Here is a 19,841-nt window from a genome sequence, read left to right as displayed (position 1 = left end):
GGGGGATATGTTCCGGATGACGAAGGACCGACCCGGCTGTGGTGGACTCAACTTTGACCGAAGGCCAGCGGCGGGCGATGAGCGACCTGTTCCGCAAGATCGCCCCGGTGGCCGACGAGCTCGGCCGCCTGTTCGCCGCGCAAGGGCACGAGCTGGCCCTGGTGGGCGGCCCGGTGCGGGACATCCTGCTCGGCCGGGTCGGCAACGACCTCGACCTCACCACCGACGCGCGCCCCGAGCGGGTGCTGGAGATCGTCCGTGACTGGGCCGACTCGGTGTGGACGATCGGCATCGACTTCGGCACCGTCGGCCTGCGCAAGGGCAACTGGCTGATCGAGATCACCACCTACCGCAGCGAGTCGTACGACCCCAAGTCGCGCAAGCCGGAGGTCATGTACGGCGAGACGCTGGAGGCCGACCTGGAGCGGCGCGACTTCGCGGTCAACGCGATGGCCGTGCGCCTGCCGGGGCACGAGTTCGTCGACCCCTACGGCGGGCTCGACGACCTGGCCGCGAAGGTGATGCGCACCCCCGGCCCGCCCGAGCGCTCGTTCGGCGACGACCCGCTGCGCATGCTGCGCGCGGCCAGGTTCGCCTCGCAGCTCGGCTTCTCCGTCGATCCCGCGGCGCTGGCGGCGATGACCGCGATGGCCGAGCGGATCGAGATCGTCTCCGCCGAGCGCATCCGCGACGAGCTGGACAAGCTGATCTGCGGCGCCGACCCCCGCGAGGGGCTGCGGCTGCTGGTCGAGACCGGCCTCGCCGCCCACGTGCTGCCCGAGCTGCCGAGGCTGCGCCTGGAGATCGACGAGCACCACCGCCACAAGGACGTCTACGAGCACACGCTGACCGTGCTCGACCAGGCCATCGCCCAGGAGGAGGACGGCAAGCCCGACCGCATCCTGCGCTGGGCGGCGCTCATGCACGACGTCGGCAAGCCCAAGACGCGCCGGCACGAGCCGGGCGGCCGGGTGTCGTTCCACCACCACGAGGTGGTCGGCGCCCAGATCACCAAGAAGCGCATGAGCGAGCTGAAGTTCCCCAAGGACGTCGTGGCCGACGTCTCCCGGCTGGTCGAGCTGCACCTGCGCTTCCACGGCTACGGCACCGGCGAGTGGACCGACAGCGCGGTGCGCCGCTACGTCCGCGACGCCGGCCCCCTGCTCTCCCGGCTGCACAAGCTGACGAGGGCCGACTGCACCACGCGCAACAAGCGCAAGGCGGCCGCCCTCTCGCGCACCTACGACCACCTGGAGGAGCGCATCGAGCGGCTGGCCGAGGAGGAGGAGCTGGCCAAGATCCGGCCCGAGCTCGACGGCAACGAGATCCAGCGGGTGCTGGGCGTCGGGCCGGGGCCGGTCGTGGGCATGGCCTACAAGTTCCTGCTCGACCTCAGGCTCGACAAGGGCGTGATCGGCAAGGAGGCCGCGACCGAGGCGCTGCTGGAGTGGGCCAGGTCAGCCGAGCTCGGCACGTGAGCGGGCGGCGATCGCCCGGTAGGCGAGCGCCGCGAGCGGATAGCCCGCCGCCATGATCGCCACCGCGAGGTACGACTTGCCGTCGGCGGGCAGGATGGCCGCCGACAGGGCCGCGGCGAGCACGTACATCCCGTTGAAGAGCATGTCGTAGAGGGAGAACGCGCGGCCGCGGTAGATGTCCTCGACGTCGCGCTGCACGGTGGTGTCGGCGCAGATCTTGACGCTCTGCCCGGCCACCCCCAGCACGAACCCGGCGGCGGCGAGGCCCCACTCCTGGAACGGCAGCACCAGCGCGGCGGTGAGCACGCCGGCCGCGGTCAGCGCGATCGGCACCCAGCGCTCGATGGTGAACCGCTCGGTCGCGTAGGGGGTGATGAGCACCGCCACGAAGTAGCCGGCGCCGGAGGTGGCCACGACGAGGCCGATGCCCTGGAGGGCGGCGTCGGGGTCGCCGTCGGTGAAGTAGTAGCGGTAGAGGATGATGCCGAGGGCGGTCGCCATGCCGTAGAAGAAGCGGTGGGCGGCCATCGCGCCCATCGTGCCGGCCGCGATCCGGTGGCCGAGCAGGTGCTTCGCGCCGTCGGCCAGGCCCGTCACGACGTTGCGGAGCGCCTCGCGGGCCTGCGGCCGGTCGGGGTCGGGCCAGGGGCCGAGCAGCATGCGGTCCATGCGGCGGGCGATCAGCGCGCTCAGCCCGAACACCACGCCGGAGACGACCAGCAGCACCGCGACGCCCGAGTCGTCGCCGCCGAACAGCGCGCGCAGCAGGAAGCCGACCCCCGCGCCGACGAACGTCACCACCGTGCCCGAGGTCGGCACCACGGCGTTGGCCGCGAGCAGCCGCTCGGTCGGCACGACGTGGGGGAGCGAGGCGCCGAGCGCGGCCAGGAAGAACCGGTTGACCGCGAGCACGCCCAGCGCCGCCACGTAGAAGACGGGGTCGGGCACGTCGGCCGCGACCAGCCAGGCGGCCACCAGCAGCAGCGCGCCGCGCGCCACGGGCGCGAGCACCAGGACCTGCCGCCGCGGCCACCGGTCGATGAACACGCCGACGAACGGCCCGAGAACGCTGTAGGGGAGCAGCAGCACCGCGAGCCCTGTCGCCACCTGCAACGCGGTGGTCTGGCTCTCGGGACTGAAGAACGCGAACCCGGCCACGGCGAACTGGAAGATCCCGTCGGAGAACTGGGAGACCAGCCGCGTGCCGAACAGGCGCCTGAAGTCTCTGCCGCGGGAGACCACGCGGAGATCGGCGACGAAGGACACGCCGTCAGCCTAGCCAAGCCCGCGCCGGCCCCGGCGCCCGAGAGGCGCCCGAGAGGCCGGAGCAACAGGCCGGAGCAACAGGCCGGTCCCGATGTTCCTCGTGGCGGCCGTCATTGCGTACGCTTCGAAGCGTGACGCCTGAGGAACACGTCGTGCTGGTAGACCGTGACGGCCGCGCGCTCGGCACCGCGCCCAAGACGTCGGTGCACGGGCCGGAGACGCCGCTTCACTTGGCGTTCTCCAGCTATGTCTTCGACGGCGAAGGCCGGGTGCTGCTCACCAGGCGGGCCGACCACAAGGTCACCTGGCCGGGGGTGTGGACCAACAGCTGCTGCGGCCACCCGCTGCCGGGCGAGGCGCTCGGCCGGGCCGTGGTGCGGCGGCTGGCGTACGAGCTGGGGCTCCGCGCCGCGGGCGCCGACCTGATGCTGCCCGGCTTCTCCTACCGCGCCGTCATGGCCAACGGCATCGTCGAGCACGAGCTCTGCCCGGTCTACCGGGTCGTCGTCGAGGGGCCGGCGGAGCCCAACCCGGAGGAGGTGGGGGAGACGATGTGGATGCCGTGGAAGGAGTTCGCCGAGGGGGCGCAGAACGGCCTGCTGGCGCTCTCGCCGTGGTGCCGGGAGCAGGTGCCGCTGCTCGCCGAGCTCGGCTCCGACCCGCTGACCTGGGAGCCGGCCTCCGCCGCCGAGCTGCCGCCGGCCGCCAGGGTCTGAGCGCGCGAACGGCGCCGCGTCCCTGGCGGGACGCGGCGCCGTTCCGGGGGTCAGGAGGTCAGCGCTCGACCTCGCCCCTGATGAACTTCTCGACGTACTCACGGGCCTCGTCGTCGGAGAACTGCTTCGGCGGCGACTTCATGAAGTAGGAGGAGGCCGACAGGATCGGCCCGCCGACGCCCCGGTCGAGGGCGATCTTGGCGGCGCGCACGGCGTCGATGATGATGCCGGCCGAGTTGGGGGAGTCCCAGACCTCCAGCTTGTACTCCAGGTTGAGCGGCGTGTCGCCGAAGGAGCGCCCCTCCAGCCGCACGTACGCCCACTTGCGGTCGTCCAGCCACGGCACGTGGTCCGACGGGCCGATGTGCACGTCGGCCTTGCCCATCTCGTGCGGGATCTGCGAGGTGACCGACTGCGTCTTGGAGATCTTCTTCGACTGGAGGCGGGTGCGCTCCAGCATGTTCATGAAGTCCATGTTGCCGCCGAAGTTGAGCTGGTACGTGCGCAGCAGCTCCACCCCGCGGTCCTCGAACAGTTTGGCCAGCACGCGGTGCGTGATGGTGGCGCCGACCTGCGACTTGATGTCGTCGCCGACGATCGGCACGCCCGCCTCGGTGAACTTCTCGGCCCACTCGGGGTCGGAGGCGATGAAGACCGGCAGCGCGTTGACGAAGGCGACCTTGGCGTCGAGGGCGCACTGCGCGTAGAAGCGGTCGGCCTCCTCGGAGCCCACCGGCAGGTAGGACACCAGGACGTCGACCTGGTTGTCGCGGAGGACCTGGACCACGTCGACCGGGGTCTCGTCGGACTCCTCGATGATCTCCCGGTAGAACTCGCCGAGGCCGTCGAAGGTGTGACCGCGCTGGACCGTCACCCCCAGGGGCGGCACGTCACAGATCTTGATCGTGTTGTTCTCGCTGGCGACGATCGCCTCGGAGAGGTCGCGACCGACCTTCTTGGCGTCCACGTCGAAGGCCGCGACGAACTCGACGTCGCCGACGTGGTAGTCGCCGAACTTCACGTGCATCAGGCCAGGGACCCGTGTGTCCGGGTCGGCGTCCTTGTAGTAGTGAACGCCCTGGACCAGCGACGACGCGCAGTTGCCGACACCGACAATGGCCACGCGAACCGAACCCATCGCACTCGCTCCCTTACTCATCAGTTGACGTGGTATCCCTCTCGGGCTCTTCCGAGGCCCGACGCTCCGTTGCGATCAGCTCGTTGAGCCAGCGCACCTCGCGCTCGACCGACTCGAGCCCATGACGCTGCAGTTCGAGCGTGTAACTGTCGAGACGCTCCCTCGTGCGCGCCAGCGCCGTCCGCACGGCGTCGAGCCGCTCCTCAAGCCGGCTACGGCGGCCTTCGAGAATGCGCAACCGCACCTCGGCCTCGGTGTGCCGGAAGAACGCGAAGTGCACACCGAAGCTCTCGTCCTCCCACGCGGAGGGCCCGGCCTGCGTCAGCAGCTCCTGCAGCCGTTCCTTCCCCTCGGCGGTCAGCCTGTAAACGATCTTTGAACGGCCGCCGACGATCGCGGTGGGAGCCGGCTGCTCCTCCGTGATGAGGCCGCGCGCCAGCAGTGATCGCAGACAGGGATACAGGGAGCCGTAGGAGAACGCGCGAAACATGCCCAGCAGGGCGTTGAGGCGTTTGCGCAGTTCATAGCCGTGGAGTGGCGTCTCGTGCAGCGACCCGAGCACGGCCAGTTCCAGGACCCTGCCTTGCCCGCCGGCCATGGGAACCGCCCTCCTCTCGCGTCGATGTATCGAGCCGATACATCCCCAGGATACGTCGCTCCGCTATATCGCGGCAATCCGCGAGTTTTCCAAGGCGTTGGGATGATCGGCTGAAACGCCGTAGTCTGGCGCTCATGTGGTCACAGCGAAGGGTGGTGGATTACGGCCTCGCGAAAAGGGCGGTCGTCCGCTCCCTGCGTTCCGGGCGAACCTCGCGCGGCGACGTCTGTGACGCACAGCCGTACCTCCTTCGCGCGGCGCGCCACTTCGGCGAGCCGACCGAACGTCTCTGCCCGGTGTGCGAGAGGGAGAACGTCACCCACGTGACCTATGTCTACGGCGATTCCCTCGGCTCGCATGCCGGACAGGCAAAGGCCGCTTCGGAACTCGCCGCCATGGCACATGATTACGATGAGTTCCGGGTGTACGTCGTCGAGGTCTGTCAGGGTTGTTCCTGGAACCACCTGACGGTTTCGTACGTCCTCGGGAACGGACCGCCTGAGCCCGCAGGCCAGGCGTGACGACACCACCGAGGGCGCCGAGGAACCTCACGCCCAACCGCCGCTTTTGTTCCGACGACAGTGCGAGGACGTGTGAGTAACAGCATGAATGAGGGATCGGCTCGCCCGGGGAGGCGCCGTCGCTCCACTTCATCCCGTTCTGTGCCCCAGGGTTCTCCACCTCAAACCGGCGAATCCTCCTGGAACCAGGCGCAGCCGCCGCGTCGTCCTGAAGCCGCGTACGAGCAGACGGGCGCGATGGCGGCCCAACAGTACGACGCGCAGCCCTACGACCCGCAGCCGCCCCGGCGCGAGCCCATGCCACCCCAGCGTGAGCCCATGCCGCCGCGGCGCGAGGACGTCCCACCGGGCGCCCCCGGGCGCGGCGACCAGCCGTCGGCGCGCCCCGGGCGCCGCTCCCGGCAGGAGCGCCCCGACACCCGCGCGGCGAGCAACCAGGAGACCGTGATCGCCGAGGGCCCGCGCCGCTCGCGCAGGCGCGCCCAGGGCGGCCCGCCCGAACCGCCGGGCCCGCCCGGCCCGCCCTCCGAGAAGGACGGCGGCGGCCGCGGCGGCTGGCGCCGGTTCCTGCCGAGCTGGAAGCTCCTCGTGGCCGGCTTCGTCGTCATCGCCGCCGGCCTGTTCGGCATGGTCATGGTCGCCTACGCCAACACGCAGGTGCCCACCGGCACCCAGGCCGACGCCATCGCCCAGCAGAGCACCATCTACTACGCCGACGGCAAGACCGAGATCGCCAGCCTGGGCAAGAAGCGCGAGATCGTGAAGCTGGCGCAGATGGCCCCGGCCGTCCGCGACGCCGCGATCGCCATCGAGAACCCGTCGTTCTACGAGGACTCCGGCATCTCGATCTCCGGCATGTTCCGCTCCATCTACATGACCGCGACCGGCCAGCAGCTCCAGGGCGCCTCGACCATCACCCAGCAGATGGCCCGCAACTACTACGACGGCCTCAGCCAGGAAGTGTCGATCAAGCGCAAGGTCAACGAGATCTTCGTCGCGGTCAAGCTCGACGAGACCCTGAGCAAGGACGAGATCCTCGAGCGCTACCTCAACACCGTCAACTTCGGCCGCGCGTACGGCGTCGAGGCCGCCGCCAAGGCGTACTTCGGCGCGAAGGCCACCGCCGCCAAGCTGACCCCCGCGCAGAGCGCCTACCTCGCCGCCCGCATCCAGCAGCCGGCCTGGTCCTCCGACGACCCCGCGCTGAAGAGCCGCTTCGACACCGTCGTCAAGTACATGGCGACGCAGTGGCCCGACAAGTACGGCACGCTGCCGCAGACCGCGAAGTTCCCGAAGACGGTCAAGGAGGGCTCCACCAACGAGATGGGGGGCCTCAAGGGCTACATGGTCAAGGTCGTGCTCGACGAGCTGCGCTCGCGCGGCCTCAGCGAGGACGAGGTCCGCAGTGGCGGCTTCCGCATCGTCTCGACCTTCGACCGCAAGCTCATGCTGGCCGCCAAGGAGGCGGTGACCAGCACCATGTCGTCGATGAACAAGGAATACCACGCCGGTCTCGCCGCGGTGGACCCGAGGAACGGCCGCGTCATCGCCTTCTACGGCGGCACCAACTACATCACCGACCCCTGGAACGAGCCCTTCCAGTCGAAGAAGCAGGCCGCCTCCGCGTTCAAGCCGTACGTGCTGGCCGCGTGGCTCCAGGCCGGCTACTCCCTCAAGAGCTACGTGCCGGGCAACGAGACGGTGCCGAAGGTCCTGCCCGGCCAGCAGCCGGGCGGCATCAAGAACAGCCACAACGTCGGCGTCGCGGTCGACGTCGTCAAGGCGACCGCGCAGTCGGTCAACACCGCGTTCGTGTCCATGGCGTACAAGCTGCCCGGCCAGCTCGACGAGGTGCGCAGCCTCGTCGAGGCGGCCGGGTTCGACCCCAAGGACATGAAGGCCGACATCGAGGAGCACCACTACCAGTTCGCCATCGGCAGCGCCCCGGTCACCCCGGTCGAGCAGGCCGCCGGCTACTCGATCTTCGCCAACGGCGGCAAGTACACCCGCTGGCACGTGGTCAAGGAGGTCAAGCAGGGCAACAAGGTGGTCTACGGCGAGCAGCGGGTCTCCAAGAACGTCATCGACGCCGGCGTGGCCGCCGACTCCACCGTGGCCATGCAGGAGGTGCTGCGCAGCGGCACCGCGGCCGGCAAGGGCCTCGGCAACCGTCCGGCCGCCGGCAAGACCGGCACCAACAACGACGAGAACGGCGCCTGGTTCGTCGGCTACACGCCGCAGATCTCCACCGCGGTCGGGTTCTACCGCGAGCAGTGCGTCACCAAGAGCGGCAAGGTCGTCCCGCCGCTGCACTCCAACTGCCCGATCACGCCCAAGGGCAAGGCGAGCAAGAAGTACGGCCCCGACAACCCCTACACCAGGCCGCGCGAGGTCTCGCTCGGCTTCGAGGGCGCCGGCCCGCCCACCATCGCCTGGCAGAAGTTCATGCTGGCCGCGCACGAGGGCAAGCCGATCGAGCAGTTCCCGCAGAAGTCCGACGTGGGCCTGCCGGAGAACATCGTGCCGAGCCCGACGCCCACGCCGACCCCGACGGCGGACGACGACCCGTTCGGCGGCGACGACCCCTTCGGCGACGAGGACCCGGGCAACGGCCGGCAGGACTGCCTGGTCCCGCCGTGCAACGACCAGGGCCCCGGCAACGACGACAACTTCGGCATCAACGACGACGGCGGCGCCGACCCCAACCTCGGTGACAACGACGGGTTCGGCGGGCCCGGCGGCTTCGGCGGCGCGCTCGCGCCCGCCCCGCGGCCCTCGGGACGAGAGGGCTGGTGATCAGCGTCGTGGCACGCGTCCCCCTGGCGGCGCGTGCCGTCCCCTACCTGCCCCTGGGGCTGATCGCGGCCCTGGGGGCGAGCCTCGCGTACGTCGTGCGCCTGCCCTGCCGCACCGGCGGCTGGAACGACCAGGTCACCACGTACACGAACTTCTGCTACACCGACATCTACCCGCTGTTCTTCGACCGCGGCCTGTCCACCCAGAACCCCTACTTCGCCCAGGTGCCGTTCGACAAGCAGGTCGAGTACCCGGTGGTGCTGGGCGAGGTCATGCAGGTGATCAGCTGGGTCGTCCGGTGGGTGGAGGACGACGTGGTCGGGCAGGCGGTCAAGTTCTACGACCTGACCGTGGTGCTGCTCGGCGCCTGCCTGGTGATCGGCGTGCTGCTGATGGCCGCCGTGGCCGGGCCCACCCGCCGCTGGGACGCGCTCTGGTACGCGATCTCGCCGGCCGTGGTGCTGGCCGCGTACATCAACTGGGACCTCGTCGCGGGCGCGTTGTCGATGGGCATGCTGCTGGCCTGGGCGCGTCAGCGGCAGGTGCTCGCCGGCGTGCTGCTGGGGCTGGCGATCGCCACGAAGTTCTACCCGCTGATGTTCGCAGGGGCGCTGTTCCTGCTGACCGTGCGCACCGCGAAGTGGCGGCCGTTCCTGGTCACGATGGGCTCGGCGGCGGGCGCGTGGCTCGTGGTCAACCTGCCGTTCATGCTCCTCGCGTGGGAGGGCTGGCGCCGGTTCTACGTCTTCTCCGCCGAGCGCGGGGTCGACTGGGGGTCGCCGTGGCTGTTCTTCCAGACCAAGGGCTGGCACATCCTCGGCGACACGGACGTGAGCACGCTCGGCATGGTGTCGCTGGCGCTCATGTGCGCGGGCATCGCGGTGCTCGCGGTGGCCGCGCCGCGCCGGCCGCGGCTCGCGCAGCTCTGCTTCCTGGCGCTGGCCGCGTTCATGATGACGAACAAGGTGTGGTCGCCGCAGTTCGTGCTGTGGCTGGTGCCGTTCGCGGTGCTGGCGCGGCCCAACTGGAAGCCGCTGGCGCTGTGGCAGCTCGCCGAGCTGTGGTATTTCGCCGCGATCTGGCTCTATCTGCTCGCGCAGCCGCCGCTCGACCGGGACGATCTGGGCATCGGCGACGACACCTACTTCACGGCCGTCTGGGGGCGGATCATCACCATCGCCATCATGATGGCGTTCGTGGTACGCGACATCCTGCGGCCCGAGAAGGACGTGGTCCGGCAGGCGGACCTCGACGACCAGACGGGCGGGGTCTTCGCCGGCGCGCCTGACCGGTTCACCCTGGCCACCGTCCTGCGATGATCACTCGCGCCGCCGCGCGGGACGCGCTGCTGCTCTGGTTCGGCTCGCGGGCCGGGCTGCTGGTGGCGACGCTGCTCGGCGCGTCGTTCGCCGGCTACGCCGAGCGGTGGCGCAAGTGGGACGCCGGCCTGTTCGTCACCCTCGCCCAGTACGGCTACGACGGCGAGCCCGGCCGCCCCGACGACGGGCTGCCCGCTTTCTTCCCCGGTTTCCCGGCCGCGCTGCGCGTGGTGCACCTCGTCGTGCCCGACTGGGAGACGGCCGGGCTGCTGATCTCGCTGGTCGCGGGCGCGGTCGCGATGGTGGCGCTGGCCCGGCTGGCCGAGCTGGAGGGCGCCGACGGGTGGATGGCGGTGGCGGCGCTGCTGACCTTCCCGCTGGCGGTGTTCCTGTCGGCGGGCTACAGCGAGTCGTTGTTCCTGGCCTTCGCGATCCCGGCGTGGCTGGCCGCCCGGCAGGGCCGCTGGGCGGCGGCGGCGCCGCTCGCGGCGGGGGCGTCGATGGTGCGGATCACCGGGTTGTTCCTGGCGGTGGCGCTGGTCGTGGAGTTCGTGACCCGGCGGGAGTCGCCGCGGCGGGCGGGATGGCTGGTGGTGCCCTTCCTGCCGCTGGTGGCGTACTCGTTCTACCACTACTCCCGCTCGGGCGACTGGCTGGCGTGGAAGCACGCGCAGGAGGCCGGGTGGGGCAGGGAGTTCGTCTGGCCGTGGGAGGCGTGGCAGTCGACGTGGGGCACGGCCATGGGCGGCGACGAGAACGCGGTGGCCTTCCGCATGGAGATCGCCGGCGCCGTGGTGGCGGTCGCCGTGCTGGTGTGGCTGCTCGCGCTGCGCCGGTGGAGCGAGCTGGTCTACACGGGGGCGCAGGCGGGGGCGCTGATGACGTCGGCGTACTACCTGTCGATCCCGCGTTCGCTGCTGCTGTGGTTCCCGCTGTGGGTGCTCGTGGCGAAGGTGGCGACCGGGCGGCGATGGGTGATCGCGCTGTACGTGATGGTGTGCGGGCCGCTCATGCTGCTGAACACGATGCGTTTTCTCAGCGGCGCGTGGGCGGGCTGAAACCTCTACCCGTTTCTCCGTCTCGGTAATCCAGGGAAGTTATCCACAGCCTGTGTGTAAAGATCACAGGTTCTTCCTCAGGAACGCGATGTCGTCCGCCTGGCCGTCGCCCGGCGTCTCCACCACCACCGGCGCGCCGGCCGCCCGGCAGACCGCCAGGATCAGCTCCGGGTCGATCCTGCCCTGACCGAGGTTGGCGTGCCGGTCGGCGCCGGAGCCGAACTCGTCGCGGGAGTCGTTGCAGTGGACGAGGTCGATCCGGCCGGTGATGGCCTTGACCCGCTCGACCAGGCCGACCAGCTCCTCGCCGCCCGCGTGCGCGTGGCAGGTGTCGAGGCAGAAGCCGACGTCGAAGCCGTCGAGGGCGTCCCAGAGCCGGCCGATGCGCTCCAGCGTGCGGGCCATGGCGTTGCCGCCGCCCGCGGTGTTCTCGATCAGCACGGGGATCGGGCACTCCATGCGCTCGAACACCTTGCGCCAGTTGTCGAAGCCCGTCTGCGGGTCGTCGCTCTTGTTGACGTGCCCGCCGTGCACCACCAGGCCCTTCGCGCCCAGCCCCGCGGCGGCCTTGAGATGCTGCTCCAGCAGCTTGCGGCTGGGGATCCTGATGCGGTTGTTGGTGGTCGCCACGTTGATCAGGTAGGGGGCGTGGATGTAGACGTCGACGCCTTCGACCGGCTTGGCGGGCAGCACCGGCTTGGCGTAGCCCTGCGGATCGCCGAGGAAGAACTGGACCACCTCCGCGCCGATCTCCGCGGCCCGGGCGGCCGGGTCGTCCTGATCGACATGAGCTCCGATGCGCACCATGTCACCGAGCTTATCCGTTTGGTGCACGCGCGAGAGGGCAGTCGCCAAGGGCCCCCTACGCGAGGAGAATCGATATGTCGAGGTGGCGCTTACGTGCGCTGATCGTCTTGGTCTACGTGATCATCGGCATCTACGTGGCCTGGGTCTACGACTACATCACGCCCGGTCTGCTCAGGGATCTCGCCGAGGCGTTGCTGGCGGTGTTCCTCTGGTTCCTGGTCCTGCTGGGGATCGACCTGCACATCGGTTGAGCGACATAGCACCAGCGGCACAGCACAACGGCCCCGGTGGAACCGGGGCCGTCGCCTTGCGAAGTGATCATTAGGGGAGGAACCCGCCGTGGGCGATGCCGAGCGCCGCCCCCACGAACGAGGCGACCAGGCCGATGATGTTGAGCGAGCGCTGCGGCGTCGTGATCGAGATGTACTGGGAGAACATGCCGACGCCGAAGCCGAGCAGGCCGGCCCAGGACGACACGACGTGCGCGGCCGGCCAGAACGTCGAGACGAAGGCCACGACGCCCAGCAGCAGCGTGGTCACGGCGAGGATGTTCTCGGTGGGATGCGACATCCCGTCGCTGTTGAGCGTGAGCCTGAACCGCTCCCCTTGGGAGGGCTGAAGCACATGTGGCACTGCCACCACCCCCTTGTCTGCTTAGGGGCCTTCCCATGTACCGGTGGCTGGTAACCTGGGACACGCTGCGTTGTGATGGATGATCCGTCACCCCGGCGACGCCGAAAGGGGCGTCCCCGGTTCATGCGTCAGCATCCTCCTGTCACGGCAGAGTGTCGTGACCGCAAAAGTCCAGAGGAGGTCGGAGTCCGCATGCGTCGTTACGAAGTAATGGTCATCCTGGACCCTTCGCTCGACGAGCGCACTGTCGCGCCGTCCCTTGACCAGTTCCTCACCGTGGTCCGCAACGACGGCGGCACCGTGGAGAAGGTCGACGTCTGGGGCCGCCGCCGGCTCGCCTACGACATCGACAAGAAGTCGGAAGGCATCTACGCCGTCATCGACCTGTCCGCGGAGCCCGCGACGGTCAAGGAGCTCGACCGGCAGATGAACCTCAACGAGGGCATCCTGCGCACGAAGGTGCTCCGCCCCGACGTGCACTGACTGCCGACTTTTTGTCGGGAGGCAGCCGTAGTCTGAGCCGTAACCCAAGAAGAGGCGTGCAGGAAGGCGAGCGCAAGCCATGGCAGCAGGCGACACCGTAATCACCATCGTCGGCAACCTCGTCGACGACCCCGAGCTGCGCTTCACCCCGACGGGGCAAGCGGTGGCTCGTTTCCGCGTCGCGTCCACTCCGCGGTTCATGGACCGCCAGACCAACGAGTGGAAGGACGGCGAAAGCCTCTTCCTGACCTGCAACGTGTGGCGGCAGGCGGCGGAGAACGCCGCCGAGAGCCTCCAGCGCGGCATGCGGGTCATCGTGCAGGGGCGGCTCAAGCAGCGGTCCTACGAGACCAAGGAAGGCGAGAAGCGCACCGTCTACGAGGTCGAGGTCGACGAGGTCGGCCCGTCTCTGCGCAACGCCACCGCCAAGGTCAACCGCACCTCCCGTCAGGGCGGCGGCGGTGGCGGCTTCGGCGGCGGCCCGGCCGACGACCCGTGGGCCTCCGCGACCCCGGCCCCGCCGCAGGGCGGCGGCGGCTTCGGTGGTGGCGGTGGCGGCGGCTACGGCGGCGGCCAGCAGAGCGGCGGCGGCTTCGGCGGCGGCAACGACTTCAGCGACGAGCCTCCCTTCTGATCCCTGTCCATACAGTCCGAGACCATTCCCGCCCCGAAGGCGGGGCTCTGAGAGGAGCACCACGATGGCCAAGCCGGCACTGCGCAAGCCCAAGAAGAAGGTTTGCCTGTTCTGCCACGACAAGATCTCCTACGTCGACTACAAGGACACGGCCCTGCTGCGGAAGTTCATCTCCGACCGTGGCAAGATCCGTGCGCGCCGGGTGACGGGCAACTGCACCCAGCACCAGCGCGACGTCGCCACCGCGATCAAGAACGCCCGTGAGGTGGCTCTGCTGCCCTACACGAGCACCGCGCGCTAAGGAGGTTCTGTCGACATGAAGCTCATCCTCACCAACGAGGTCTCCGGCCTCGGTGCCCCTGGCGACGTCGTCGAGGTCAAGGACGGCTACGGCCGTAACTACCTCATTCCCCGCGGCTACGCCATGCGCTGGACGCGCGGCGCCGAGAAGCAGATCGAGACCATCCGCAAGGCTCGCGACGCCCGCGAGATCCGTGACCTCGGCACCGCCAAGGAGGTCGCCGGCCAGCTCGGCGCGCTCAAGGTGCGCCTGGCCACCCGCGCGGGCGACTCCGGCCGCCTGTTCGGCTCGGTCACCACGGGCGACGTCGCCGACGCCGTCAAGGCCGCCGGCGGGCCCGTGCTCGACCGCCGCCGCATCGAGATCGTCAACCCGATCAAGAGCGTCGGCTCGCACCGCATCACCGTGAAGCTGCACCCCGAGGTGTCGGCTTCGCTGGACGTCGAGGTCGTCGCCGGCTGAGCCGGCCCCGACGAAGCCCCTCACCCTGCGGTGGGGGGCTTTTTCCTGCTCCCGTACACTTCTTTCGATTCCCCGGTACGTTCCCCCTGGAGGCTTGGCCATGGCCCGTCCCCTCATGCTCCTCGCGCTGGCCGTGGCGCTCGTCGGCTGCGCACCCGTGGACGAGCCGGCGGCCACCGCCTCCTCGGCCCCGGCCGCGTCCAGCGCCTCCACGGCGTGCACGAAGGAGCAGCTCACCCTCGTCAAGGCGGGCAAGCTGACGATCGGCACCGACAAGCCCGCCTACGAGCCGTGGTTCAAGGACGACGACCCGAGCAACGGCCAGGGCTTCGAGAGCGCGGTGGCCTTCGCCGTCGCCGGCGAGCTGGGCTTCGACCGCAGCGAGATCGAGTGGGCCACGGTCAAGTTCGACTCGGCGTTCGCGCCGGGCGAGAAGACCTTCGACTTCGACATCAACCAGGTGTCGATCACCGCCGACCGGGCCAAGGTCGTCGACTTCAGCAACGGCTACTACACGGTCAAGCAGGCCGTGGTGGCGCTCAAGGGCGGCAAGTACGCCTCCGCCAAGACCGTCGCCGAGCTGCGGGACGCCAAGATCGGCGTACAGGTGGGCACCACGTCCTTCGACGCCGTCAAGAACGTGATCAAGCCGTCGGCCGACCCCAACGTCTACAGCGAGCAGATCGACGCGGTCAACGGGCTGAAGAACAAGCAGGTGGACGCACTCGTCGTGGACCTGCCGACGGCCTTCTACGTGACGGCGGCGCAGGTCGAGGACTCCCAGATCGTCGGCCAGTTCAGCGCGACGGGCGGCACGCCGGAGGAGTTCGGCCTGGTCATGGAGAAGGGCAGCGCGCTCAAGCCGTGCGTGGACAAGGCCGTGGACGCGCTGAAGTCCAAGGGTGAGCTGGCCAAGATCGAGCAGGAGTGGCTGGGCTCGGCGGTGGGCGCGCCCGAGCTCTCATGAGCGACCGGATCAGCCCCGTGGAGGGCCCGGGCGACTGGATCAGCCCCGTGGAGGGCCCGGGCGACTGGGTCAAGAGCGAGCGGCAGCACGAGCGGGAGCGGGCCCGCCGGTCCCACGGGCGCCGCTCGGCCTCGATCGCGACGGTCTCGACGGTCGTGTTCCTCGCGCTCGTGGTGTGGGCGATCACCAGCTCGCCCGGCTGGCCCCGGGTGGCGGAGACCTTCTTCGACGGCGAGGAGTTCGTCCACGCGCTGCCCGACGTGCTGAAGGGGTTCCTGCTCAACGTCAAGATGTTCCTCGTCACTGAGGTGCTGGTCCTCGTCATCGGCCTGCTCGTGGCGCTGGCGAGGGGCATCAAGAAGCCGGCGTTCTTCCCGATCAGGGCGCTCGCCACGCTCTACACCGACGTCTTCCGCGGCGTGCCGACGATCCTGGTGGTCTACCTGATCGGGTTCGGGCTGCCGGCGCTGCGGCTGCAGGGCATCCCCTCGGACCTGGTGACGCTGGGGATCATCGCGCTGACGTTGTCGTACGGCGCGTACGTGGCCGAGGTGTTCCGCTCCGGCATCGAGTCGGTCCATCCGAGCCAGGTCGCCGCGGCGCGCTCGCTCGGGCTGAGCCACGCCAAGACCATGCGCTTCGTGGTGCTGCCGCAGGCCACCCGCCGGGTGGTGCCGCCGCTGCTCAACGACTTCGTCTCGCTGCAGAAGGACACCGCGCTGGTGGCCGTCATCGGGCCGCTGGAGGCGCTCAGGCAGGCGCAGATCCACGTCGCCCACAGCTTCAAGTACGCCCCCTACCTGGGAGCGGCGCTGCTGTTCCTGCTGCTGACCATCCCGCTGGCCCGGTTCACCGACCACCTGGCCGCGCGGGCGAGGAGGAGGCGCGGAGCATGAGCCTGCTGAGCATCGACGGGGTGTGGAAGCACTTCCACGGGCAGAGCGTCCTGCGGGGCATCGACCTGGAGGTGAACGCCCACGAGGTGGTGAGCCTCATCGGCGCCTCGGGCTCGGGGAAGTCGACGCTGCTGCGCTGCGTCAACCTGCTGGAGACGGTGGACGACGGCGTGATCCTGCTCGACGGCCAGGACATCACCGACCCCCGGGCCGACGTGGACGACGTGCGCAAGCGGATCGGCATCGTCTTCCAGTCGTTCAACCTGTTCCCGCACATGACCGTGCTGGACAACATCACGCTCGCCCCCCGCCAGGTGCACCGCGTGGCCAAGGCGCAGGCGCAGGAGCAGGCGCACGAGCTGCTGGCGCGGTTCGGGCTGCAGGGCAAGGCGCGGGCCTACCCCGACCAGCTCTCCGGCGGACAGCAGCAGCGGGTGGCGATCATCCGCGCGCTCGCCACCCAGCCCAGGCTGATGCTGCTGGACGAGGTCACCTCGGCGCTCGACCCGCAGCTCGTGGTGGAGGTGCTGACGATCATCAGGGAGCTGAAGGACTCCGGCATGACGATGATCCTCACCACGCACGAGATGGGCTTCTGCCGCGACATCTCCGACACGGTGTGCTTCCTGGACGGCGGGGTGCTCGTCGAGAAGGGGCCGCCCGAGCAGCTCTTCGAGGCACCGGAGCACCCGAGGACCAGGGAGTTCCTGCGGAGCGTGGTGGACTCGGGCCGCTTCTAGCGCCGGTGCCGCCCGCCGCTGCGCACGGGCACCGGCGCGGCCGGGCGGGCGAGCACGCTGTGCCGGCGACCATAGGCGAGGTAGACCGCCAGCCCGAACGCCATCCACAACGCGAACCACACCCAGGTGAGCAGCCGCAGGTTCACCATGAGCCAGAACGTGGCCACCAGCGACAGCGCGGGCACCACCGGCGACAGCGGCACCCGGAACCCGCGCTCCAGGTGCGGCATGCGCCGCCGCATCACGATCACCCCGGCCGCCACGAACCCGAAGGCGAACAGCGTCCCCAGCACGACGAGCTCCTGCAGCGTGAGCACCGGCACGAACTCCGCCAGCACGATCGCGACGCCCCCGATCACCAGGGTCACCCGCGAGGGCGTGTGGTAGCGGCGGCTGACCGCGGCGAGACCGCGCGGGATGAGCCCGTCGCGGGCCATCGAGAACAGCACCCGCGTCTGCCCCACGATCAGCACCAGGATCACGGTGGTCAGCCCGAGCAGCGCGCCGGCGTCGATGACGTGCGCCATCCAGCCCTCGCCCGCCGCCCGGAACGCGCTGGCCAGCGGCGCGTCCACCGAGATCTTCGTGTACGACACCATGCCCACCATGACCAGCGCCACCGCCACGTACACGACGGTGGCGAGGACCAGGCTGCGGATCATGCCCTTCGGCACCGCCCGAGGGGCGTTCACGGTCTCCTCGGCCGCGGTCGCCACGACGTCGAAGCCGATGTAGGCGAAGGCGATGGCCGAGGCCGCCGAGAAGATCCCGAACCAGCCGAAGGCGTGGCTCTCGCCCACGACGATCTCCAGCACGGTCGCGGGAGCGGTCGTGAGCGTCTCCGGCGGGACGTGGAAGTCGCCGAAGTTGCGGGCGTCCACATGCGGCAGGCCCACGACGATGACCGCGCCGATCGCCAGCAGCTTGGCCGCCACCATGACCCACAGCGCGCGCAGCCCGACCCTGGCGCTGAGCGCCACCACGCCGGTGAGCGGCACCAGGATCGCCAGGACGAGCAGGTCGGCGGCCAGGCCGGGGGCTGAGAGCCGGACGCCGGCGTTCGCCAGCGCGCCGACCGCGATCTCGCCCCACGCGCGGGCCACGACGGCGGCCGCGAGCTGCAGCTCCAGGATCAGCGCCCAGCCGATGACCCAGGCCCAGACCTCGCCGAAGATGACGTAGGTGAAGGTGTAGGCGCTGCCCGAGGCCGGGATCGTGGACGACAGCTCGGCGTAGCAGAGGCAGGCCAGCAGGCACGCGATGCCCGCGATCATGAAGGAGAGGATGACGCCGGGCCCGGCCGCGGTCGCGGCCTGCCGTCCGGCCACGGAGAAGATGCCGGCGCCGATCATCACGCCGAGGCCGAGCACGACGAGGTCGGCCGGCCGGTAGACCTCGGCCAGGCTGTGCCGGGCGCCGGTGCGTAACCCGGTGGCCGCGGAGGGCGGCAGTCGTCGCAAGATACTGGACAAGGAACACCCCGCTCAGGGAACGCTCCGACTCTGTCTCACCACTTGGACAACAGCAAGCACGAGACGATTACGCCCCGGTCACCAGCCAGGCGGTGCCCGCCGCCCGCCGGGTGAGGGTGACGAGCCGGGCGATCATCCACACCCCGAGCGCGCACCACAGCGCGACCACGCCGAGCCCGGCGGCGAGGAAGGCGGCGGGCAGGTACGCCAGCGTCGTCCACACCCCCGCCCACGCCAGGTAGCGCTGGTCGCCCGCGCCGATGAGCACCCCGTCCAGCACGAACACGATCCCGCACACCGGCTGGAACAGCGCCACCGGCCACAGCAGCGCCAGCAGCAGCCCGGTCACCTGCGGATCGGCGTCGAACAGCCCGGGCACGAGCGGGCGCGCGGCCAGCACCAGCAGCCCGAGCACCGCGCCCGACCAGAGGCCCCACTGGACCATGCGCCGGGTCGCCGCCCTGGTGGCGGCGACGTCCCCGGCGCCGAGCGAGCGGCCGGTGATGGCCTGTCCCGCGATGGCGATGGCGTCGAGGGCGAAGGCGAGCAGCGTCCACACCTGGGTGGCGATGGCGTACGCGGCCAGCTCGGCCTGGCCCATCCTGGTGGCGATCATCGTGGCGGCCACCAGCACGACGCGCAGGCACACGGTGCGGACGAGGAGGGCGAGCCCGGCCGTCCCCGCCTGCCTGACGCCCGCCACGTTCGGGACGAGCGAGGTGCCGAGCCGCCGCGCGCCCCGCGCCACCACGACGAGGTAGACGGCCGCGCCGAGCGTCTGCGCCAGCACCGTGCCCCACGCCGACCCGGCGATGCCCCAGCCGAGCCCCAGCACGAACCAGGCGTTCAGCGCCGCGTTGAGCGCGAACGAGCCGACGGCCACGGCCAGGGGCGTGACCGTGTCCTGGAGCCCGCGCAGCACGCCTGTGCCGGCCAGCACGACCAGCATCCCCGGCGCGCCGAACAGGCTGATCCGCAGGTACGTCACCGCCTCGGCGGACTGCCCTGGGTCCGCGCCGAACAGGCTCACCACGGCCGGGGCGAGCGGCCACACGACCGCGATCAGCACCACACCGATGGCGAGGGCCAGCCAGACGCCGTCCACGCCGCTGCGCATCGCCCGGTCGTGCCGGCCCGCCCCGGTCTGGCGGGCGACGGAGGCCGTGGTGCCGTAGGCGAGGAAGACGCACAGGTTCATGAGCGTCGCGAGGACGGCGCCCGCCACGCCCAGAGCGCCCACCGCCGTGGTGCCGAGGCCGTGGCCCACGATGGCGTAGTCGGCGAGCAGGAAGAGCGGCTCGGCCACCAGCGCGCCGAACGCCGGGACCGCCAGCCGGAGAATCTCCCTGTCTCGGGACGTAATGGGCATTCATCCATTATGCCCATTACACGACATGCGGCGCCAACTTTCTTTCCTCCACAGCCGGTGGACAGTGTTTCCGCAGGTCAGAGCGCCATCGACAGAAATCCCCAGAAGTTATCCCCAGGCGTCATCCACAGGCATTTCACATGTTGGGGGCAGTCGTACACAGCTTGACCACAGGGTTGTCCACAGG

21 protein-coding genes are annotated in these 19,841 nt (G+C 70.1%); 14 read left to right on the top strand and 7 right to left on the bottom strand.

Going from position 1 to position 19,841, the window contains the following annotated elements; translation table 11 throughout:
- The first annotated feature begins 77 nt into the window (after window positions 1-77).
- A complete protein-coding gene (locus Nocox_RS42530) occupies window positions 78-1,478 on the top strand; it encodes a CCA tRNA nucleotidyltransferase (RefSeq protein WP_051112553.1) in 1,401 nt (466 codons plus the stop codon).
- Here Nocox_RS42530 and Nocox_RS42525 read toward each other — a convergent pair.
- On the bottom strand, window positions 1,458-2,744 hold the full coding sequence (locus Nocox_RS42525) for an MFS transporter (RefSeq protein WP_020543061.1): 1,287 nt from the start codon (window positions 2,742-2,744) through the stop codon (window positions 1,458-1,460). The two genes, Nocox_RS42530 and Nocox_RS42525, sit on opposite strands and share 21 nt — an antisense overlap.
- 131 nt (window positions 2,745-2,875) lie before the next feature.
- Here Nocox_RS42525 and idi point away from each other — a divergent pair, with 131 nt between their 5' ends.
- The gene (idi, locus tag Nocox_RS42520; protein WP_051112550.1) at window positions 2,876-3,460 is read left to right on the top strand and encodes an isopentenyl-diphosphate Delta-isomerase; all 585 of its coding nucleotides are present in this window, start codon (window positions 2,876-2,878) and stop codon (window positions 3,458-3,460) included.
- Between the two features lie 58 nt (window positions 3,461-3,518).
- Here idi and Nocox_RS42515 read toward each other — a convergent pair whose 3' ends face one another.
- Both Nocox_RS42515 and Nocox_RS42510 read right to left on the bottom strand, forming a co-directional pair.
- Entirely contained in the window at window positions 3,519-4,598 is a 1,080-nt protein-coding gene (locus Nocox_RS42515; RefSeq protein WP_026214317.1) for an inositol-3-phosphate synthase, read from the bottom strand.
- 13 nt (window positions 4,599-4,611) lie between these two features.
- Window positions 4,612-5,196: a PadR family transcriptional regulator gene (locus Nocox_RS42510; RefSeq protein ID WP_020543058.1), complete on the bottom strand. Its 585-nt coding sequence runs from the start codon at window positions 5,194-5,196 to the stop codon at window positions 4,612-4,614.
- 134 nt (window positions 5,197-5,330) lie between these two features.
- On the opposite strand from Nocox_RS42510, the gene Nocox_RS42505 reads away from it, so the two are divergent.
- The 4 genes from Nocox_RS42505 (at window position 5,331) to Nocox_RS42490 (ending at window position 10,890) form a co-directional block, all read left to right on the top strand.
- Window positions 5,331-5,717 carry a DUF5318 family protein gene (locus tag Nocox_RS42505; RefSeq protein ID WP_020543057.1) on the top strand — a complete coding sequence of 129 codons (387 nt, stop codon included), beginning with the start codon at window positions 5,331-5,333 and terminating at the stop codon, window positions 5,715-5,717.
- A gap of 237 nt (window positions 5,718-5,954) precedes the next feature.
- Window positions 5,955-8,513 (top strand): transglycosylase domain-containing protein, encoded by a 2,559-nt coding sequence (locus Nocox_RS42500; RefSeq protein WP_020543056.1) that lies wholly within the window; start codon window positions 5,955-5,957, stop codon window positions 8,511-8,513.
- Between the two features lie 8 nt (window positions 8,514-8,521).
- Window positions 8,522-9,832: a glycosyltransferase family 87 protein gene (locus Nocox_RS42495; RefSeq protein WP_246649702.1), complete on the top strand. Its 1,311-nt coding sequence runs from the start codon at window positions 8,522-8,524 to the stop codon at window positions 9,830-9,832.
- Window positions 9,829-10,890: a glycosyltransferase family protein gene (locus Nocox_RS42490; RefSeq protein WP_020543054.1), complete on the top strand. Its 1,062-nt coding sequence runs from the start codon at window positions 9,829-9,831 to the stop codon at window positions 10,888-10,890. The genes Nocox_RS42495 and Nocox_RS42490 overlap by 4 nt, the downstream gene beginning before the upstream one ends.
- Before the next feature lie 63 nt (window positions 10,891-10,953).
- Here Nocox_RS42490 and Nocox_RS42485 read toward each other — a convergent pair whose 3' ends face one another.
- The gene (locus tag Nocox_RS42485) at window positions 10,954-11,697 is read right to left on the bottom strand and encodes a deoxyribonuclease IV (protein ID WP_020543053.1); all 744 of its coding nucleotides are present in this window, start codon (window positions 11,695-11,697) and stop codon (window positions 10,954-10,956) included.
- 74 nt (window positions 11,698-11,771) lie between these two features.
- Between Nocox_RS42485 and Nocox_RS42480 the strand changes: the two genes are divergently transcribed.
- Entirely contained in the window at window positions 11,772-11,948 is a 177-nt protein-coding gene (locus tag Nocox_RS42480; protein ID WP_020543052.1) for a hypothetical protein, read from the top strand.
- Between the two features lie 70 nt (window positions 11,949-12,018).
- Here Nocox_RS42480 and Nocox_RS42475 read toward each other — a convergent pair whose 3' ends face one another.
- Window positions 12,019-12,330, bottom strand: coding sequence for a hypothetical protein (locus Nocox_RS42475; RefSeq protein WP_026214315.1), 312 nt, complete (start codon window positions 12,328-12,330; stop codon window positions 12,019-12,021).
- A gap of 192 nt (window positions 12,331-12,522) precedes the next feature.
- Between Nocox_RS42475 and rpsF the strand changes: the two genes are divergently transcribed.
- From rpsF to Nocox_RS42440, 7 genes are all read left to right on the top strand, one after another.
- Window positions 12,523-12,813, top strand: a complete 291-nt coding sequence (gene rpsF / locus Nocox_RS42470; protein WP_026214314.1) for a 30S ribosomal protein S6 — start codon at window positions 12,523-12,525, stop codon at window positions 12,811-12,813.
- Between the two features lie 79 nt (window positions 12,814-12,892).
- The gene (locus tag Nocox_RS42465; protein ID WP_020543049.1) at window positions 12,893-13,447 is read left to right on the top strand and encodes a single-stranded DNA-binding protein; all 555 of its coding nucleotides are present in this window, start codon (window positions 12,893-12,895) and stop codon (window positions 13,445-13,447) included.
- 64 nt (window positions 13,448-13,511) lie between these two features.
- The gene (rpsR, locus tag Nocox_RS42460; RefSeq protein ID WP_020543048.1) at window positions 13,512-13,748 is read left to right on the top strand and encodes a 30S ribosomal protein S18; all 237 of its coding nucleotides are present in this window, start codon (window positions 13,512-13,514) and stop codon (window positions 13,746-13,748) included.
- Between the two features lie 15 nt (window positions 13,749-13,763).
- On the top strand, window positions 13,764-14,210 hold the full coding sequence (gene rplI / locus Nocox_RS42455) for a 50S ribosomal protein L9 (protein WP_020543047.1): 447 nt from the start codon (window positions 13,764-13,766) through the stop codon (window positions 14,208-14,210).
- A gap of 100 nt (window positions 14,211-14,310) precedes the next feature.
- Complete coding sequence (locus Nocox_RS42450) at window positions 14,311-15,177, top strand: ABC transporter substrate-binding protein (RefSeq protein WP_020543046.1); 867 nt, start codon at window positions 14,311-14,313, stop codon at window positions 15,175-15,177.
- Window positions 15,174-16,073, top strand: a complete 900-nt coding sequence (locus tag Nocox_RS42445; RefSeq protein WP_020543045.1) for an amino acid ABC transporter permease — start codon at window positions 15,174-15,176, stop codon at window positions 16,071-16,073. Before Nocox_RS42450 ends, Nocox_RS42445 begins: the two co-directional genes overlap by 4 nt.
- Entirely contained in the window at window positions 16,070-16,813 is a 744-nt protein-coding gene (locus tag Nocox_RS42440) for an amino acid ABC transporter ATP-binding protein (RefSeq protein WP_020543044.1), read from the top strand. Before Nocox_RS42445 ends, Nocox_RS42440 begins: the two co-directional genes overlap by 4 nt.
- Here Nocox_RS42440 and Nocox_RS42435 read toward each other — a convergent pair.
- Both Nocox_RS42435 and Nocox_RS42430 read right to left on the bottom strand, forming a co-directional pair.
- Window positions 16,810-18,285: an APC family permease gene (locus Nocox_RS42435; protein WP_157383025.1), complete on the bottom strand. Its 1,476-nt coding sequence runs from the start codon at window positions 18,283-18,285 to the stop codon at window positions 16,810-16,812. The genes Nocox_RS42440 and Nocox_RS42435 overlap by 4 nt on opposite strands.
- Before the next feature lie 67 nt (window positions 18,286-18,352).
- Window positions 18,353-19,654: an MATE family efflux transporter gene (locus Nocox_RS42430; protein WP_020543042.1), complete on the bottom strand. Its 1,302-nt coding sequence runs from the start codon at window positions 19,652-19,654 to the stop codon at window positions 18,353-18,355.
- Window positions 19,655-19,841: the final 187 nt, after the last annotated feature.

Source organism: Nonomuraea coxensis DSM 45129, from assembly GCF_019397265.1.
Taxonomy (GTDB): Bacteria; Actinomycetota; Actinomycetes; order Streptosporangiales; family Streptosporangiaceae; genus Nonomuraea; species Nonomuraea coxensis.
This window is presented reverse-complemented; position numbering and strand designations above follow the sequence as displayed.

Coding starts and splice junctions, on each gene's coding strand:
- Nocox_RS42530 (WP_051112553.1), top strand. CDS start 78: ATGAGCGACCTGTTCCGCAAGATCGCCCCGGTGGCCGACGAGCTCGGC.
- Nocox_RS42515 (WP_026214317.1), bottom strand. CDS start 4,598: ATGGGTTCGGTTCGCGTGGCCATTGTCGGTGTCGGCAACTGCGCGTCG.
- Nocox_RS42510 (WP_020543058.1), bottom strand. CDS start 5,196: ATGGCCGGCGGGCAAGGCAGGGTCCTGGAACTGGCCGTGCTCGGGTCG.
- Nocox_RS42505 (WP_020543057.1), top strand. CDS start 5,331: ATGTGGTCACAGCGAAGGGTGGTGGATTACGGCCTCGCGAAAAGGGCG.
- Nocox_RS42500 (WP_020543056.1), top strand. CDS start 5,955: ATGGCGGCCCAACAGTACGACGCGCAGCCCTACGACCCGCAGCCGCCC.
- Nocox_RS42490 (WP_020543054.1), top strand. CDS start 9,829: ATGATCACTCGCGCCGCCGCGCGGGACGCGCTGCTGCTCTGGTTCGGC.
- Nocox_RS42485 (WP_020543053.1), bottom strand. CDS start 11,697: ATGGTGCGCATCGGAGCTCATGTCGATCAGGACGACCCGGCCGCCCGG.
- Nocox_RS42480 (WP_020543052.1), top strand. CDS start 11,772: ATGTCGAGGTGGCGCTTACGTGCGCTGATCGTCTTGGTCTACGTGATC.
- rpsF (WP_026214314.1), top strand. CDS start 12,523: ATGCGTCGTTACGAAGTAATGGTCATCCTGGACCCTTCGCTCGACGAG.
- Nocox_RS42465 (WP_020543049.1), top strand. CDS start 12,893: ATGGCAGCAGGCGACACCGTAATCACCATCGTCGGCAACCTCGTCGAC.
- rpsR (WP_020543048.1), top strand. CDS start 13,512: ATGGCCAAGCCGGCACTGCGCAAGCCCAAGAAGAAGGTTTGCCTGTTC.
- rplI (WP_020543047.1), top strand. CDS start 13,764: ATGAAGCTCATCCTCACCAACGAGGTCTCCGGCCTCGGTGCCCCTGGC.
- Nocox_RS42450 (WP_020543046.1), top strand. CDS start 14,311: ATGGCCCGTCCCCTCATGCTCCTCGCGCTGGCCGTGGCGCTCGTCGGC.
- Nocox_RS42445 (WP_020543045.1), top strand. CDS start 15,174: ATGAGCGACCGGATCAGCCCCGTGGAGGGCCCGGGCGACTGGATCAGC.
- Nocox_RS42440 (WP_020543044.1), top strand. CDS start 16,070: ATGAGCCTGCTGAGCATCGACGGGGTGTGGAAGCACTTCCACGGGCAG.
- Nocox_RS42430 (WP_020543042.1), bottom strand. CDS start 19,654: ATGCCCATTACGTCCCGAGACAGGGAGATTCTCCGGCTGGCGGTCCCG.